Origin of the sequence: Romboutsia sp. MSSM.1001216sp_RTP31141st1_G3_RTP31141_220114 (genome assembly GCF_039031195.1) — a bacterium.
GTDB classification, from domain to species: domain Bacteria; phylum Bacillota; class Clostridia; order Peptostreptococcales; family Peptostreptococcaceae; genus Romboutsia_C; species Romboutsia_C hominis.
Genome location: NZ_JBCIUO010000002.1, coordinates 277,752 through 295,334, shown reverse-complemented (window position 1 = coordinate 295,334; position 17,583 = coordinate 277,752). Strand labels below are relative to the sequence as shown.

Below are 17,583 nucleotides of genomic sequence, written 5' to 3'. Positions count from 1 at the left end.
TTTTAGATACTAGAATGGTAGAAAAGATACTATGGAGGAATAAATATTGAATCAGCGTGTGAAGCAGAATAAGGTCATAATAATGTTAATTGCTATATTTTTATTGGTTAGCATCAGTGAAATTAACTCTTATGCAGAGGAAAAATGCTATAAAGAATTAGAAAATATAGAACCAGAAAATAATGAAGAAACAATAGATGAAAAAGAAATAAGTGAGATTATAAACATAAGCGATGTAAATTTAAAAAGAGCAATAAATAAAGAATTAGATAAAAGTGATATAAACTCGTCTGTAACAAAATCAGAAATAGAAAGTCTTAAAAGTATAAGCTCAGATAATGGAAGCAATAAAAATATAAAAAGTCTGTCAGGCCTAGAATATGCAACGAATCTAGAAAGTATAGATTTATCAAATAATAATATAGAAAGTATAAATGAAATAAAAAACTTATTTACAAATGGAAAACTAAAAAGTGTAAATATATCAAATCAAATCATAGATCTTGGAACTGAGAGCATAATAGAAAATAAGTACAGAATATATAATAGTATAGATAATCTAGATAACAAGCAAATAGTACCAAACTATATAAGTGATAATGGAAAATATGTAGAAGGTAATGTACTGTGGGATGATTTAGAAAGCTTTAAAGATTATAACTTATACTATAACTTTGAAGAAAATGTAGACAAAGATGGGAAGCACTTAGTATTTGGTGGTAGAGCATATAAGTATCTTCAAGTGGGAGGAGATGTATCATCAATAAATAATGATAAACAAGAAAATAATCAAGAATCAAATAAAGGTGAAAATTTAGATTCAAGCGATGATAAAGATGTTGATAATGATAATATAACAGATAATAATATAGACAAAGATATAAATGTAAACGAAGTAAATATAGATAAAAAAAATAACTCTAATAATGAAGTGACAAATACCGATGATGATAAAATTGAAGACAGCAAAGAGAAAAGTCAAAAACAAGAAGTAAAGAAGGAAGAAAATAAAGAAGAAAGTAGTTTATTAACACCAGAAGTGATGACATCAATAGCTATATTTGGTATAGGTATAGGTATTAAATTTATGAATATGAAGTAGCATTATATTACTTTAAATGATAAAACTAGATAATTTAGTATAAAGTTTATCAAATAAACTTCATTAAATTGAAAATTGTTGTATAATATAGAATGATAATTAAAATGTTAATAACATTACAGATAAATATACAATAGAAAATTATTATATTAATTTATGAAGGGAAGTAAATGCGATGACAGTTAAAAAAGCTATAATACCAGCGGCTGGATTAGGAACAAGATTTTTACCAGCTACAAAATCTCAACCAAAAGAAATGCTACCAATAGTAGATAAACCAACTTTACAATATATAATAGAAGAAGCAATAGAATCAGGTATAGAGGAAATATTAATAATAACAGGAAGAAATAAAAAGTCAATAGAAGACCATTTTGACAAGTCTGTTGAATTAGAACTTGAACTTGAGCAAAAAGGAAAAACTGAAATGTTAGAAATGGTAAGAAATATATCTAATATGGTAAATATACACTATATAAGACAAAAAGAACCAAAAGGATTAGGTCATGCTATACATTGTGCTAAAAGTTTCATAGGAAACGAACCATTTGCAGTACTTTTAGGAGATGATATAGTTGACAATGAAACTCCTTGTTTAAAGCAATTAATAGGTGCTTATGATGAGTACAAAACAAGTATATTAGGAGTACAAGAAGTTGCTAAAGAAGATACTTGTAAATATGGAATATTAGATGTTAAACACATAGAAGATAGAGTTTATAAAGTTAAGGACATGGTTGAAAAACCAGCTGTTGAAGAAGCTCCATCAAACATAGCTATACTTGGAAGATATATAATAACTCCAGCTATATTTGATATACTTGAAAATCAAGAGCCAGGAAAAGGTGGAGAAATACAATTAACAGATGCTCTTAAGACTTTAGGAAACCAAGAAGCAATATATGCATACAACTTTGAAGGAAGAAGATACGATGTAGGAGATAAGTTTGGGTTCTTAGAAGCAACTATAGATTTTGCTTTAAAAAGAGATAACTTAAGAGATGATTTAATGAACTACATGAGAAAAATAGTAAATGAAGAAGATAAAAAAGAATTAGTATCAGATAAAGAAGTAGCATCAGATAAAGAGTAATAGTTTATATATTTAAATTCCAAAACAAAGACTAAAAACAATAATATATATTTAAACTATTAAGTATGCCTAGACATAAATTTATGCAAAAATATTATGACTAGGCTTTAAAAATAAAAAATATTAGAGAAAGAATGTGATGAATATGGCAGTTTTAGTAAGTGGTGGTGCTGGGTACATAGGAAGCCATACTGTAATAAAGCTATTGGAAGAAAACCATGAAGTAATAATAGTTGACAACTTATGTAATAGTAGCAAAGAGGTTGTAAATAGAATAATAGAGCTAAGTGGTAAAACTCCAAAATTTTATGAAATAGATATTACAGATAAAGAAAAGATGGATAAGGTATTTGAAGAAAATAATATAGATTCCATAATACATTTTGCATCACTTAAGGCTGTAGGAGAATCGGTATCTATGCCTATTGAATACTATTCAAATAATCTAATAACTACACTAGTCCTATTTGAACTTATGAAAAAATATAATGTTAAAAACTTCGTATTTAGTTCATCAGCAACAGTATATGGAAGTCCTAAAACTTGCCCAATAAAAGAAGACTTCCCACTATCAGTAACAAACCCATATGGAAGAACGAAATTAATAATAGAAGATATGATAAGAGATATATGCTATGCAGATAAAGATTTAAATATAGCTATACTTAGATATTTTAATCCAATAGGTGCACATAAGAGCGGAAGAATAGGTGAAGAACCAGTTGGAATACCAAATAATATAATGCCATATATAACTAAAGTTGCAGTAGGTCAGCTTCCATATTTAAATGTATTTGGAAATGATTATGATACAGTAGATGGAACTGGAGTTAGAGATTACATACATGTATTAGACTTAGCATATGGACATGTAAAAGCACTAGAAAAACTAGATGAAAATCCAGGTTTAGTTACATACAACCTTGGAACAGGGAAAGGATATAGTGTATTACAACTTGTAGAGGCATTTTCTAAAGCAAGTAATAAAGAAATTCCATATAAAATAGCACCAAGAAGAGAAGGTGATATAGCAACTTGCTATGCAGACCCTTCAAAAGCAGAAAAAGAGCTTGGATGGAAAGCTAAGTATGGAATAGAAGAGATGTGTGAAGATTCATGGAGATGGCAAAGTAATAATCCAAATGGATATGAAGTAAAAAAGTTTGATGAAGTAGCAATTGGCAAAGAATAGTATAAAAGCTATTTTAATAGGTTCTATGTAGAACATATTAAAATAGCTTTTTTAATTACAAAGAAAATAAATATTTAAGTAGATGAAATTTTGTTTAAAATTTATTATAAAAAAGCATAAAAAGGAAATAATGTAAAATAAAAATAATTAAAAGGAGAGATTGATATAAAAAAATTCATAAGTTTAGTAACTATATTAAGCACACTAATTCCCATACAAATATATGCATCAGAATGTGTAATAGGAGGAGAAAATAGATTTGAAACATCTATAGAAATATCTAAGAATTTTAAAATATCTAAAGAAGTAATAATAGTAAATTCAAAGTCAATTCCAGATATGCTATGTGCAAGTATATTAGCATCTCAAATAAACTCACCAATACTTCTAACTAAATATAACAAAATAGATAATAAAACAATAGAAGAAATCAAAAGGCTAGAAACAGAAAAAGTATATATAATAGGTGGGAAATCTGTAATTCATGAAAACGTAGAAAATCAGATTAAAGAAAATAACTTAAACATTGAAAGAATAAGTGGAAAAGATAGATATGAAACGTCAGTCCAAATAGCAAATAAAATAAACATCATAAGCAATGAAAAATGTGATGAAGTAATAGTTGTTAATGGACAAGAAACTTTAGTAGATGCAATATCAATAGCACCAGTAGGAGGAAGTAAAAATATCCCAATCATATTATCAAAAAGTGATAACATAGAACATGGTTATAAATGGATAAGAGATAAGTATATAGATAAGACTTATGTTATAGGAGGGGAAGATTCAATATGTAATGAAATATTGAAAAAACTACCAAAACCAAAGAGAATAAGTGGTAAAGATAGATATGAAACTAATGGGAAAATAATAAGAGAATTTTATCCTGATAAATTAAATAAAGTATACTACTGTAAAGGAAATAGTGAAGATTTAGTAGATGGAGTATTAATAACACCATTAGCTACAAAAGAACAATCACCTATTGTAGTATTAGGCGAAAGTATTGACAATACTCAAAAAGAAGTGCTAAAAGGAAAAGAAATAAAAAAACTTATACAAGTTGGGTATGGGATACATAAAAATGCAAAGAATGAACTAATTAGTATTAAAGAAAATTATAAACCACTAAAACCAGTAAATCCACCTACAAAACCAACACCACCGACAGAGCCATCAATAAAACCAGAAGAATCAATACCGCCAGCGCCAATAGAGCCACCAACAGAACCGGAAGAATCAATACCTCCAACGCCAATAGAGCCACCAACAGAGCCAGAAGAATCGATACCACCAACAACAATAGAACCACCTCTAGAGATAGAAGATAAATTATCACCCAATTATGTGAATCATAGTATTGATAATGAAAAGAGAATAATAAACATAGAATTTGATGAAGACATAGATAGCAATGTAGATTATATAAAAGAAAAAATAAAAATAGAAGTAGATCCTAATTGTATATTAAAATTAGAAAATAAAGATTTTAATACAACTTTAGATGAAGTAAAATATATTAAATTAAGTAAATATGATGATGTAAAAATAGATAACAACAACCTAATAATAAAATTACAAGAAGAAATTGTAGGTAAAGATAGTAAGATAATAATAGAAAAAGAAAGCATAAAAGATAAATATGGCAATATCATAGAAGAAGATATAATAATAGAAAACTTAGATGGAGTAGATAAAAATATAGCATTTGTAAAAAATGAAGATGAAATAAGAAAGTATATAAAAATAGCATCACAAGACAAGGAAACTATAATAAAACTAGAAAATCATATTAAAATAGCAACAAACAACTATTTAAATATAAATAATAAAGTAACTATAGATGGAAGTAATGGTGAAGAAAATTATAGTATAGAAACACTAAGTTTGCAAAATCCAGGAATATTTATAGGTCATGATGGAGTAGAGCTTAGAAATTTTAATATAAAATCAAGACAAGAATCTATATCTATACAAATGTGTTCAGATATAAAGCTTAAAAATATGAATATAGAAACACAATCGGAAATTTTACCAGCTATAAGTATTTCAAGTTCAAATGTTAAAGTAGATAATATTGTAGGAAATAGTAATAAATCTACAATTAGTTTAAATGAATCTTATATTAAAAATCGTGTATCAAAACTTATATTAGAAGGAAGGGTGACAAATAGTTTAAATGATGAAAATGTAATAAAATCAAGTGATACTATATACAGCAAGATCCCTTCTATATATGTTGAAAATAAAATAACAGAAGATGTAAATACACCTAAAAATAAAATAATATTAGGAGAAAATTTAGAGAAAGATTATATAAACAATAACTACGAAATAATTAATCAAAGTGATGAATACAAAACATATGAATTATATTTTGAAATATAAAATAACATAAGTTATTATAAAATATAGAAAATCTAACCATTTATGACTACTAATAGAAACTGTAATAATGTATAATAGAAACTGACTAAATTTATAAATGGAGAGATTCAATGGCTTTAGAACAGTTTTTAGAAGTTTTTATTAGAGAATATGGATTAATAAGTATGTTTTTATTAGTAGCATTAGAATATGCAAATTTTCCACTACCTAGTGAAGTAGTACTACCACTTATAGGTATGGTAGGAGCATCATATGATATGGATTTTGTGACGATACTTATAACAACAACAATAGCGGGAATAGTGGGATCTTTATTAAATTATTGGTTAGGAGCAAAATTTGGAGATGGACTTTTAGATTATATTAGAAAAAAGTTTCCAAAAACTAAAAAATCTCTTTCAGCATCTTATAATTTTATAAAAAAATATAATAAATCAGCTATAATGTTATCTAGATTTGTGCCTGTAGCAAGAACAGCTATTTCATTAGTAGCTGGAACTGTGAAAATGAATGTATGGTATTTTATACTATATTCAAGTATAGGAATACTTTTCTGGAACTTAGTATTAATAGGTGGAGGATACTTTATAGGAAACAAAGTATTAGCAAGTGGCGGAATTATAAATACTATAGTAATGGTGACAACAGTATTAGTAGTTGGAATAGTAATAATACTATTTATAAAAAACATAAAAAAATCAAACTGTAAAAGTAAAAACTAAGATTATATATTAAAAATATAATAGTAAAAAGTCCCTTGAGATAATATAGTTATTATTTCAAGGGATTTTTTATATAAAACATTTAGATAGTATTAGTTAAATTAGAAAATTGGATTTTTAATTGTAATAATATATATACAAATATATATACAAAGTAATAAAAAATTTAATTTCATAACAAAAAATAATGAAATAAAAATAATAAAATAAAAGTAAATGAAAAAACAAGGAAAAATAGCAATTAATAACACTAAAGGAAACCCCCTTAAATAAGTCTAACTAAGTAATTCAAGCAATATATTAGAAATCAGGGGGGAGGAATAAGAGTGAAAAAAAAGCTAAAAAAATACATATCTATAATATCAACAATGGTATTAATATTAGCATTTTCTTTTATAAACATAATAAACATAGAAGCAGCGAGTACACATCTATTAGTTATAAATTCAAAAACTAATAGGATGGGATATTATGTTAATAATAAGTTTGTTAGGGAATACATGGTGGCAACAGGCAAAAAAAGTACACCAACTCCACAAGGAAAATTTAAAATAGTAAATAAGATTAAAAATAGACCATATTACTCAGGGGGGATACCAGGAGGAGATCCTAGAAATCCATTAGGTGATAGATGGTTAGGGCTTCAAGTAGGCTTAACTTATGGAACAACATATGGAATACATGGAAACAATAATGAAAGCTCAATAGGTAAACATGTATCAGGTGGATGTATAAGAATGCACAACAAGGAAATTAGAGATTTATTTGAAAAAATACCAAATAAAAGTGAAGTAATAATAAAGTATACAGATCAAAGCTTTAAACAAATAGCAGCAGGCTATAAAATAAGTTTAACTGATGGAAATGAAATAAAAACAGGATGGCAAACTATAGGTGGAAAAAAATATTACTACAACTCTAAAGGACAAAAAGTAACAGGATGGCAGACAATATCAGGAAAAAAATACTACTTTGATGCTAATGGAGTAATGCAGACAGGTCTTAAAAACTTAAATGGAAATAGCTATTACTTTGCAAATGATGGGATAATGAGAACAGGATGGCAAGAAGTAGTAAAGGGAAGAAAAAGTTACTTTGATAGCAATGGAGTAATGAAAATAAAGTGGCAAGTAATAGATGGAAAAAAATATTACTTAAATCCATTAAATGGAGTGGCACTTTGGAATTGGCAATATCTAGATGGTAATAAATATTATTTTGGACCAGATGGAGTGTTAAGAACAGGACTTCAAACAGTAGGTAATGAAAAATATTACTTTGGAAATGATGGAATAATGAGAACAGGATGGCAAGAAGTCGTAAAAGGTAGAAGAAGCTACTTTGATAATAACGGAGTAATGAAAATAAAGTGGCAAGTAATAGATGGTAAAAGATACTATTTAAATCCACTAAATGGAGTATCATTATGGTACTGGCAAGAGTTAGATGGAAATAAATATTATTTTGGAAATGATGGAGTAGTAAGAACTGGTTGGCAAATAATAGATGGTAAAAAATATTACTTTAATCCAGATGGATCAATGCAACAAAGATGGGAAGAACTAGATGGAAATATGTATTACCTCGGATTTGATGGAACAGTTAGAACAGGATGGCAGAATATAAATGAAAAAACATACTACTTTAATGGTGATGGAGTGCTTCAAAAAGGAATAGTAGAGATAGATGGTAAAAGCTATTACTTTAATGAATATGGAGAGATGGAAAGAAACACAGTAGTAGGTAATGGAGTAATAATAGATGAAAATGGAGTGATAATTGATTTTGGAGAGGGGATGTAGAAATACATCCCTTTTTTCATATATAAAAATAGGGATTATATGGTATAATAAACAAGCTATAAACTTATGCAAAAAGGAGTGGAAACTTTGACAGAAAAAATAGCAAAACATAAATCAGAGATATTGTTATTTATATCAGTAGCAATTATATATTTAGCAATAGCTATAATATTTTATTCAAAAACAACAATATTCTATGATACAAATAATACGTATGATGTATTATTAGATACAGATACGGGTGTATTGTTTAATTGGAATACATTTGCGTTAGCGCAAGATAATAGTAAACATATACTATTCATGCAGATAGTATCATTAATTGGATATCCAATACATTTACTGAGTACGAACATAGCTACTAATTTTAATATAGGGTTTAACCATGTATATGGTATGGGGTTAATACTATTACAAATATTAGTAAGCTCAGCGTCAATAACAATGGTATATAGTACAATAAAGAAATTAAATATAAAAAGGGAAATACTAGCACTAATAATAAGTATGATGGTATTTTCATTCCCTCAAATATTTATGACTATGAATGTAGAGAGATTTATATATGGCCAGTTATCATTAGTATTCTTTGTATTCTTAGTAAATAAACTTAAAAATAAAGAATCATACTGGATAGATATAGCTGCAATACCTTTATTCGGAATAACTCTTACCAATATATATATGTATGGAATAAACTTATTATTAGAGTTTAAAATAAACATCAAAAAAATGGCAAAGCATATTGGAGCATTTGTATTAGCAGCTTATGTAATTATCGTATCATCAAGAGCATATAATAGCTTTTTCATGGTAAAAGATATAGTCAAAAGTGATACAAAATTTATACAAGTAATACCTATGTTTGAAAAACTAAAGATGACATTAGTAAGATTACTATACCCAACAATGTATTTTCCTAGTGCAAAATTTGAAAATGGGATGTTTTTACAACAAGGACTTCCTAATATGATATTTTTCCTAATATTTTTAGTATTATTTGTATGTGCAATAATAGGAGGTATAAAACACTATAAAGAAAGAATACCTCAATTATGTTTAGGGGCAATACTTGCGAATATAACATTACATGGAATAATAGGATATAACCTAAAAAATGCAAACATAATGGCAATATATTTTTCATTTGCAATAATAATACTTTTAGCTTATTTTGCAAAATCTTTACCTAAAAAATATACAAAAATATTCATTATATTCTTAGTAGTAGTACTAGTAACTATGATAATAAGTAATATACAAGGATTTTTAAAAATATTAGAAATAGGTATGAATAATTATCCTAAATAAGACACAAAGAAGGTGAATATATGCAAAATTTAAAAGAAGAAATTGTCATTGAAGATAGCATAATAAAAGAAAACATAATAGGTCAATACATAAAGCTTATGAGACCAAATCAGTACATAAAAAACTTATTTGTAGTAGCGGCACTAATATTTTCAAATAACATAGGAAATTTAGATTTAATATATAAAACAATAATAGCATTTATATCATTTTGTCTAATATCATCAGCTGTATATGTGTTAAATGATATAGTAGATATAGAAAAAGATAAATTACATCCTAAAAAATGTAAAAGACCACTAGCAAGTGGGAAAATAAAAATAAAAAATGCAGGAGTATTGTTAATAGGATTAGTAGTAGTAGCACTAGTTTTATCATCAAAAATAAACTTAAAACTAACAGCCATAATATTTATATACTTAATAAATAACCTATTATACTCATTTAAAATAAAAAATGTAGTACTACTAGATGTATTTTCAATAGCAATAGGATTTATATTGAGAGTATGTGCAGGTAGTGTAGCAATAGGAGTAGAATTATCAAGTTGGATAATATTATGTACATTCTTCTTATCTTTATACTTAGGGCTAGGTAAAAGAAAAAAAGAAATAGAAGGACTTAAAAATCAAGCAGGAGAACATAGAAAAATACTAAAAGAGTATAATCCAGAAATAATAAACCAAATGATGGGAGTAGTATTAAGTTCTGTGATAGTATGTTATGCACTTTACTCAACAAGTAATCCAGATAAACCTCAAATGATATATACAACAATATTTGTAGTATATGGAGTGCTTAGATATAACTATATAATAAATACAACAGAAGAAGGAAACCCAACTGATGTAGTATTAAAAGATAGAACTCTACAAATAAATGTGATATTATGGGTATTAAGTTGCCTATTAATATTAATGTAGGAGGGTATATGAAAAAGAAAGTACTATTACTAGATATAGACTATACAGTAATAAATACAGATAGTATGATAGACTTTATACTATACTCACTAAAAACAAAGCCATTAAAAACAATAATAAAAATACCATATATATTTATAACTCTAGTAGGGTATGCATTAAAGTTAACTAGCTTAAAAAAAGCAAAAGAAGCTGTATTTAGCCCAATAGTAAACTTTAGTGAAGAAGAATTAAAAGAATTTTTTGATAAAAAATTAAAAGTTAAGATAAATAAAAATATAAAAGACATAATAGAAAAATCAAAAAAAGATTCAACAATAATAATGATAACTGCATCACCAAAAGCATATATGAAATATTTCAAAGAATATAAATATGCAGATGAAGTGATAGGTACAGAATTATTATATGAAAATAATAGATATAAAAATGAAATAATAGGAAACAACTGTAAAGGGAAAGAGAAAGTAAAAAGAATTGAAGAAGTACTAAATAAACTAGATATAGAAATAGACTATGAAAATTCATATTCATACTCAGATTCAATGAGTGATATGCCAATGTTTGAATTAGTAAAAAATGCATATTTAGTAAACAAAAAAGATGGAAGTATAAAAGAAAAAATAAGCCATAAATATATACAAAAAGTATAGCTATAACCATTAACCACCATTATTAAAAATTGGTGGTTAAACACTAAATAGGAGAATAATATGGATATATTAAAAAAGTATAGAGAAAGCATCATGTATTTAGTCTTTGGGGGGCTAACAGTAGGTGTTAATATAGCTACATATATAGGATTAACAAGAATAATAGAATTAAACTATATGGTAGCAAATATAATAGCATGGATAGTAGCAGTAATATTTGCATATATAACAAATAAGTTTTTTGTATTTGAAAGTAATAATACAGAGCTAAAATTTTTAATAAAAGAATTTACGTCATTTGTAAGTTGTAGACTATTATCAGGTGTAATGGAAATGATATTAATGTATGTGATGATAGATATGATGGGAATAAATGACTTTATAACAAAGATATTTACAAATATATTAGTAATAGTACTAAACTATGTACTAAGCAAAGTAATAATATTTAAAAAACAAGCGTCATAAAATTATGACGCTTGTTTCATATCCATATTATTTTTTATATTTATATTAGATGAATTAAATTTAAGCTTAAAATTCTCAAACCTACCAAAAGTTTTGGCAAATATAATATTAATTAAAATAACAGCAACAATATTTATAAGAGTTAAAGCACATCTTAATATAAAGTTGTATCCAGTTAAATTAAATAAATATAGATAAATAGGCTGTAGTAATAAATAAGTAAAAGGTTGATATAAATAAAGGGTAAAACCATAAGCACTATAAATATCAACAATATTTCTTATATAAGGTAAATCCCCAAATTTTAATATAACTTTTCTAAACATATATAAAAAGCTAAAAGCAGTCATAGTAAAAACTAAGAATGCAAAATTTGGAGGGAATTTATTAGTAGACATATTTAAAACATATCTATCACCCTTAACAATTAAAACTAAAGCTATAAAAAGAATCAAAGATATAGCTATATTTTTGACTACTGAAATATTAACATCCTTAAATTTTGTATAGAAAAATCCTGTATAAATCCAAAAAGCATAGAAAATAACACTTTTAAAATCAATATTAAGAGTAGTATTTTCAAAATAGAATACTAATATTGCAATAAATAATAAAGGGATAAATTTAAAAATACCTTTTAGACTTTCAAATAACTTAAACATTGGGGGTATGAAAGGTACTAACAATAAGTACACAGGCATAAACCATAAATGCCAAGTAATAAAAGGTATGAAAACCCCAGGTTTCTTTAAAGGATGTAGTGTATCATATACAAATATACTTATAGGAGAATCAGTAATAGAAGTTCCTAAAATATAAGCTATATATTGAATGAAAATAACAAATAGTCCAAAAATAAGATATGGAACTATAACCCTTGGAACACGAGATATAAGGTATTTAATGTAGCTTTTTTTTGAGCTAAGAGAATAACTAGCACCAGTAATAAAAAATACCACAGCCATTTCAAATAAGAAAAGTGACTTTAAAACGTGATTAGAAACAGGGAACCAAAATAGAGTATGTATAACTCCAACTACATACATCATTATAAGACCGCGATAAATATCTAGTTTTTTGTCTCTCAAAATGTCAACTCCTTGTAAAATGTAATATATCCAAATAAATATTATACCATATATAAAAGAAATCTTAGATATATAGTTATTACTTTAATAAATATAAATAGATGAAACTGGTAGAACAGTAAATACTGGTTTTGAAAACTTTGCTGATATGAAGGATCAAATTATATATATTGAAACAGGAGCAGAAGATAGTGGATACGATGAAGGAAAAGATATTGCACTAGGAAGATTTACAGAATTTTTCAAAGAAGAGAATATGGGGCCAGGTACAATTCTAAATGATATGTATATAAAATATATAAAGATGATGTTCACTTTAGAAGTTGAGGTAGATGGAAAAACTGAAATTGAACCAGTAGCTTTAACTTGGAATCCATTAGCAAAGGATGTACAATAATAAACTTAAAATAAAAATATAAGATTTTAAACATATATTAAAATAAAGAAGGGATATCTAAAGTGGATCCGTTGTCAAGGACACTAGAAAAAGAGAGTTATTAAAAAGCTGATTTCTGTATTGTACAGGAGTTAGCTTTTTTTAATTCCACTGACAGCGATTATTATTATAATAATCCATATAATCATCTATTAAAATTCTAAGTTCTTCTATTGTGTTACAATTTTTGTAATCAATTTCATCTTTCATATGTCCAAAGAATGACTCCTGCGGAGCATTATCCCAACAGTTATCTCTTCGAGACATAGATTGGCCTAAGTTATTTTCTTTAAGTAGTCTTTGAAATATTGGACTTGTGTAATGAAACCCTTGATCGGAATGTACAAATGCATCTTTATGTAATCTAAATGGTTTTAATTTTATCAATTTATCTATAGTTTCAATTACAATGTCTATAGCTAAACTATTGGAAAGTTTATATGCTAGTATTTCGTTAGTTGAAGAGTCTTTTATGGTAGATAAATACGCCATTTTATTATTGCCGTACGGCATATATGTGATATCAGTTAACATTATTTTTCCAGGTATATTTTGTTTAAATGCTCTATTAAGCTTATTTGGAACAACCCTATGTGCCTTTGTCGCCTTAGCTATGCGTTTGTATGGATTAGCTTTACGTATTGGACAAATAATATTATATTTTCTCATTATCCTTTGGATTTTCTTTCTATTCATTATGATATTAAATTTATTCTTTAATACCATTTTTATAGATCTAGAACCTTTCTTATATCCGCGATAATTGAATGCTTTTAGAATAATTTCTTTTGATTTAAGATCGCTATATTCTTTCATATCTCTAGTTTTAAAGTTATTTAAAAATTTATAATAACCTGAAGTAGAGACATTAGCAATTTTGCATAAATATCTCGTCAACTTATTAAGATTAAAATCTTTAATTAAATTTTGTATTATTTTAAATATCTTAGATGGTGATAACTTATTATTTATCACCTGCCTTTCTTGTAGCTCGAGCTTTTTTATTAATTCAAGCTCCGCTTTGAGATACGCTATCTCAGCATCCTTCTTAGCAAGAACTTCTTCAATAGTTAACTCTCTATTAAGGGTTCTTCCTGAATTTAAAGATCTAGTATCATCTAAACCTAAAATCCCTTTATCTTTATACGCATTTCGCCATCTTAAACTAGCTGAATCTATTCGTTTAACACCAATCATCTCAATATCGAATCCTGCATCTTCAAAAATTTTTCTCGAATTTTTTCCATCTTTATATTCTGCAATAAACTGTAATTTAAATTCATTAGTATAAGTTATCCCTTTAGAAGTCATATTTTTTACGTATTTATTCTTAGATAACTCTAATATTTCATGTTCTTTAAATATTTTTTTAGTCATATTTTAATCACTCCTCAGTTAATATTTTACAAAAAAAGATCTTATATAGATAGACACGCTTTTTCTCGTGTCCACTATATAGGATCCATTTTAATATTTTGAACCTTCTTTTTTTATTATTATTTAGCATATTGAATAATTTGAACAAATAAAAATGGGCTCAAAAAAAGATATAAGTGGTCTTGGTTATAAAATTGGCAAAAAGATTATAGTTAGTAATAAAATAATAACATCAAGTTAGTAAAAAAAGTGTAATACATTTTACGACAAAAATATTTTAAAATAAAATTATTTATAAAACAAAAATAATAATTATGACATAAAAAGACATGAATGATACGGCGGAAAACATAAAAAAATGTATAAAAATAGAAAAATTAAAAATATAAAGAAAATAATGTGATAATATGCAGAAAAATGTAAAACGAAAATAGGTGAAAATTAAAAGAGATTATATTATTATCTATTTGTGTGAGAAATACAACTTTGTGAGAAATATGATAGACGGAATTTACATAAATAAAGAGATGTAATTATTTTATATAATTTTGGGGAGGAACGAACATGTTAAAGAAAAAGAATATAGCAATGGCAATGGCAGTTGCTACAGTTGCACAAGTTGCAGCACCGATAGTTGCGAGTGCAGATGAAGTTAAAAAAATAGAAATATCTGCAGGTGAAATAGAGAGAATAGCAAAAGTAGAAGTAGAATTACAAAAAGCAGCACAAAAAAAATATACAAATAATAAGTGGATACAAAATAGCCAAGGATCATACTTTAAAGAATACGTTAAGTATGAAAAAAATGAAAATGGAACTTTTGAAGATGTTCCAGTTTACAAAATAGAAAAGCAAGAAACAGCAACTAAAACTATAATAAAAGTTACTGATAGAGGTCATAGAGTAGGATTCGAAGGTGAGTACAATGCTATAGTTGACTTTGATGAGAAAGGGAAAAATATAGAGTCTAAATTAGTTGCAGAAATAGTTATAAATAAAGTTGGTGTAAATGAATATAATGTAGAAGCTAGCCAATTATTTAAAACAAATGGTAAATTAAATGATCAAGGTTTAAGGTTACAGGAAAGAATATTAGAGGCTAAAAAATTAGGCGGAAAAGTTGATGTACAAACAATTGCAAATAAAGAACAAACAAAAACAGGGGTTAAGGTAACTGTTTCAGGTGCACCAAATGCATATAACATGGTAGTAAATGTATGGGGAAGACCAGCAAATAATACTACAGATTCTATGGTATCAGCTTTAGCAGGTGTAGATAGATGTGAAACTGCAGTTCAAGTTAGCCAAGAAGGATGGAAGAAAGCTGAAAATGTAATACTAGTAGGATGGAATGGAACTCCTGATGGATTAACAGCGGCTCCTTTAGCAACAGCTATGGATGCTCCAATATTAGTATCTAACAAAACTTCTTTAGGAAAAGATACTAAGTTAGAGATAGATAGATTAGAAGCTAAAAATGTATATGTTGTTGGTGGGGAAAACACAGTACCACAATCAATAATAAATGAATTAAAAGCTATGGGAGTAAATGTAGAAAGAATATCAGGTTCAGATAGAATGAGAACTTCATTTGAAGTAGCTAAGAAGTTAGATTCAATAAATGATATAGACAGTGTTTACTTTGCAGGAGGATATAAAGGAGAAGGAGATGCTTTATCTATAGCATCAGTTGCAGCTAGAAGCCAAGAGCCAGTAATCTTACTAGAAGAAAATAGGATAGCTGATGATGTTAAAATATGGTTAAAAGGTGAAGAGTTAAACTCTGTATATATAATAGGTGGAACTTATGCACTAAACGAAAATATACAAAATGACATGGCTGGCTTAATAACTAAGCCACATGGAAATTTAGCTGCTCCAGAAAGAATTCAGGGAGCTAATGTTCAAGAAACTAACGCAAAAGTTATAGAAAGATTCCAAAAAGATGCACAATCTATCTTCATAGCTCAAGATGCAAACTTAGTAGATGCATTAGCTGCTGGACCATTAGCAGCTAAGAAGAAAGCTGCTTTAGTGTTAGCTACAAATAATGTAACTAAAGCTCAAGAAAATTCTATAAAGAAAACTTCAGCATACAAAGATCATAAACCAGGTCAAATAGGAGAAAAATTATATCAAGTAGGTCACGGTGTTCAAAGACATGTTGTTAGATTTATAGAGTCAATATTTACAGGAAAATAATATAGCATTATAAAACTCATTATATAAAATTGATAAAGTTAAAAATTTCGTATAAATATTTAATTTTATATTAAAGATAAATGGCATATCTTACTTAAGTAAGATATGCCATTTTACGTGTGCTAAGTATTTGACTATGAAAGCTCGCTGAGGTCTTGGTAGTTAGAAATGTTAGCTAAGTACAAAGGGAAAATTTTCAATGCTAGTTATATCAAAATGGAATCTACCAACTAGTCAGGTTAATTTACTGAACAACATTAAATTTAAAAATATATATAAAGTAGGAAGAAGGGTTGAAAATGTTGTTTTTAATGAAGTTGGTAAAGGGGATTCTGTTATATTTTTTATACCACATCAAGATGATGATGTGCTTAGTTTTTCAACTATACTTAAAAGATATATAGACAAAGGGTGTGATGTTAAAGTTGTACTTATGGCTAATGGTTCAAAGTCTAAGGCAAGGCTTACTTTAAATGGGGAAGATAATAGGATATGTGGAACTCATGGATATCTTTATAATCAATAATAAATTTATAAAATAATAATATAAGTAAAAGCCAGGTATATATCTGGCTTTTATCTATACATTTCATACATAATGCTAATTTTTATATAAAAATCTTTTTTATCTTCATCACTAAATTTATCACTAGAAAAAACAACACTAGCAACTTCCATTATCTTATCAAAGTCCTTAGCAGTAGGTGCTTTATCATCAAATTTAAGAAACTTACATTCAGTAAACATAAAAAATCCCCCTGAGTTTATTATTATAATTAAAATTGTTTAAAATGACATCAAATAACTAAAATAACAAAAATTTAAA

Annotated in this window: 16 protein-coding genes; 13 read left to right on the top strand and 3 right to left on the bottom strand. The window is 26.7% G+C overall.

The features are described 5' to 3' along the window. The first annotated feature begins 46 nt into the window (after positions 1-46). The 10 genes from ABCP60_RS06850 to ABCP60_RS06805 all read left to right on the top strand — a co-directional run bounded on the left by ABCP60_RS06850 (position 47) and on the right by ABCP60_RS06805 (position 11,654). The gene (locus tag ABCP60_RS06850; protein ID WP_092923845.1) at positions 47-1,102 is read left to right on the top strand and encodes an Ig-like domain-containing protein; all 1,056 of its coding nucleotides are present in this window, start codon (positions 47-49) and stop codon (positions 1,100-1,102) included. Positions 1,103-1,277: 175 nt separating this feature from the next. Then, positions 1,278-2,195, top strand: coding sequence for a UTP--glucose-1-phosphate uridylyltransferase GalU (galU, locus tag ABCP60_RS06845; RefSeq protein ID WP_092923848.1), 918 nt, complete (start codon positions 1,278-1,280; stop codon positions 2,193-2,195). A 145-nt stretch (positions 2,196-2,340) separates the two neighbouring features. Continuing rightward, positions 2,341-3,387, top strand: a complete 1,047-nt coding sequence (gene galE, locus ABCP60_RS06840) for a UDP-glucose 4-epimerase GalE (protein ID WP_092927393.1) — start codon at positions 2,341-2,343, stop codon at positions 3,385-3,387. A 159-nt stretch (positions 3,388-3,546) separates the two neighbouring features. Beyond that, entirely contained in the window at positions 3,547-5,775 is a 2,229-nt protein-coding gene (locus ABCP60_RS06835) for a cell wall-binding repeat-containing protein (protein WP_343101519.1), read from the top strand. Positions 5,776-5,885: 110 nt separating this feature from the next. Further along, a complete protein-coding gene (locus ABCP60_RS06830; RefSeq protein ID WP_195237145.1) occupies positions 5,886-6,497 on the top strand; it encodes a DedA family protein in 612 nt (203 codons plus the stop codon). A gap of 326 nt (positions 6,498-6,823) precedes the next feature. Next, positions 6,824-8,299, top strand: a complete 1,476-nt coding sequence (locus ABCP60_RS06825; RefSeq protein WP_343101512.1) for a L,D-transpeptidase family protein — start codon at positions 6,824-6,826, stop codon at positions 8,297-8,299. A gap of 87 nt (positions 8,300-8,386) precedes the next feature. After that, complete coding sequence (locus ABCP60_RS06820; RefSeq protein WP_243248250.1) at positions 8,387-9,610, top strand: DUF6080 domain-containing protein; 1,224 nt, start codon at positions 8,387-8,389, stop codon at positions 9,608-9,610. Positions 9,611-9,630: 20 nt separating this feature from the next. Further along, the gene (locus ABCP60_RS06815) at positions 9,631-10,533 is read left to right on the top strand and encodes a decaprenyl-phosphate phosphoribosyltransferase (RefSeq protein WP_343101511.1); all 903 of its coding nucleotides are present in this window, start codon (positions 9,631-9,633) and stop codon (positions 10,531-10,533) included. A gap of 8 nt (positions 10,534-10,541) precedes the next feature. Further along, entirely contained in the window at positions 10,542-11,186 is a 645-nt protein-coding gene (locus ABCP60_RS06810; protein WP_343101510.1) for an HAD-IB family hydrolase, read from the top strand. Between the two features lie 60 nt (positions 11,187-11,246). Then, positions 11,247-11,654 carry a GtrA family protein gene (locus ABCP60_RS06805; RefSeq protein WP_166505968.1) on the top strand — a complete coding sequence of 136 codons (408 nt, stop codon included), beginning with the start codon at positions 11,247-11,249 and terminating at the stop codon, positions 11,652-11,654. 2 nt (positions 11,655-11,656) lie between these two features. On the opposite strand, the gene ABCP60_RS06800 is transcribed toward ABCP60_RS06805, so the two are convergent. Beyond that, positions 11,657-12,742, bottom strand: a complete 1,086-nt coding sequence (locus ABCP60_RS06800) for an acyltransferase family protein (RefSeq protein ID WP_343101509.1) — start codon at positions 12,740-12,742, stop codon at positions 11,657-11,659. 148 nt (positions 12,743-12,890) lie between these two features. Here ABCP60_RS06800 and ABCP60_RS06795 point away from each other — a divergent pair, with 148 nt between their 5' ends. After that, positions 12,891-13,139: a hypothetical protein gene (locus ABCP60_RS06795; RefSeq protein ID WP_195581424.1), complete on the top strand. Its 249-nt coding sequence runs from the start codon at positions 12,891-12,893 to the stop codon at positions 13,137-13,139. Positions 13,140-13,280: 141 nt separating this feature from the next. On the opposite strand, the gene ABCP60_RS06790 is transcribed toward ABCP60_RS06795, so the two are convergent. Continuing rightward, a complete protein-coding gene (locus ABCP60_RS06790; protein WP_195581423.1) occupies positions 13,281-14,555 on the bottom strand; it encodes an IS3 family transposase in 1,275 nt (424 codons plus the stop codon). A 564-nt stretch (positions 14,556-15,119) separates the two neighbouring features. Here ABCP60_RS06790 and ABCP60_RS06785 point away from each other — a divergent pair. Both ABCP60_RS06785 and ABCP60_RS06780 read left to right on the top strand, forming a co-directional pair. Then, on the top strand, positions 15,120-16,757 hold the full coding sequence (locus ABCP60_RS06785) for a cell wall-binding repeat-containing protein (RefSeq protein ID WP_343101508.1): 1,638 nt from the start codon (positions 15,120-15,122) through the stop codon (positions 16,755-16,757). A gap of 199 nt (positions 16,758-16,956) precedes the next feature. Beyond that, positions 16,957-17,283, top strand: a complete 327-nt coding sequence (locus ABCP60_RS06780) for a PIG-L family deacetylase (RefSeq protein ID WP_343101507.1) — start codon at positions 16,957-16,959, stop codon at positions 17,281-17,283. A 50-nt stretch (positions 17,284-17,333) separates the two neighbouring features. On the opposite strand, the gene ABCP60_RS06775 is transcribed toward ABCP60_RS06780, so the two are convergent. Next, the gene (locus ABCP60_RS06775) at positions 17,334-17,504 is read right to left on the bottom strand and encodes a hypothetical protein (protein WP_343101506.1); all 171 of its coding nucleotides are present in this window, start codon (positions 17,502-17,504) and stop codon (positions 17,334-17,336) included. Positions 17,505-17,583 lie beyond the last annotated feature (79 nt).

Bases quoted from the DNA above. Each gene is read 5' to 3' on its own strand.
- galU (WP_092923848.1), top strand. From the start codon at position 1,278: ATGACAGTTAAAAAAGCTATAATACCAGCGGCTGGATTAGGAACAAGA.
- galE (WP_092927393.1), top strand. From the start codon at position 2,341: ATGGCAGTTTTAGTAAGTGGTGGTGCTGGGTACATAGGAAGCCATACT.
- ABCP60_RS06830 (WP_195237145.1), top strand. From the start codon at position 5,886: ATGGCTTTAGAACAGTTTTTAGAAGTTTTTATTAGAGAATATGGATTA.
- ABCP60_RS06815 (WP_343101511.1), top strand. From the start codon at position 9,631: ATGCAAAATTTAAAAGAAGAAATTGTCATTGAAGATAGCATAATAAAA.
- ABCP60_RS06810 (WP_343101510.1), top strand. From the start codon at position 10,542: ATGAAAAAGAAAGTACTATTACTAGATATAGACTATACAGTAATAAAT.
- ABCP60_RS06805 (WP_166505968.1), top strand. From the start codon at position 11,247: ATGGATATATTAAAAAAGTATAGAGAAAGCATCATGTATTTAGTCTTT.
- ABCP60_RS06795 (WP_195581424.1), top strand. From the start codon at position 12,891: ATGAAGGATCAAATTATATATATTGAAACAGGAGCAGAAGATAGTGGA.
- ABCP60_RS06790 (WP_195581423.1), bottom strand. From the start codon at position 14,555: ATGACTAAAAAAATATTTAAAGAACATGAAATATTAGAGTTATCTAAG.
- ABCP60_RS06785 (WP_343101508.1), top strand. From the start codon at position 15,120: ATGTTAAAGAAAAAGAATATAGCAATGGCAATGGCAGTTGCTACAGTT.
- ABCP60_RS06780 (WP_343101507.1), top strand. From the start codon at position 16,957: ATGCTAGTTATATCAAAATGGAATCTACCAACTAGTCAGGTTAATTTA.
- ABCP60_RS06775 (WP_343101506.1), bottom strand. From the start codon at position 17,504: ATGTTTACTGAATGTAAGTTTCTTAAATTTGATGATAAAGCACCTACT.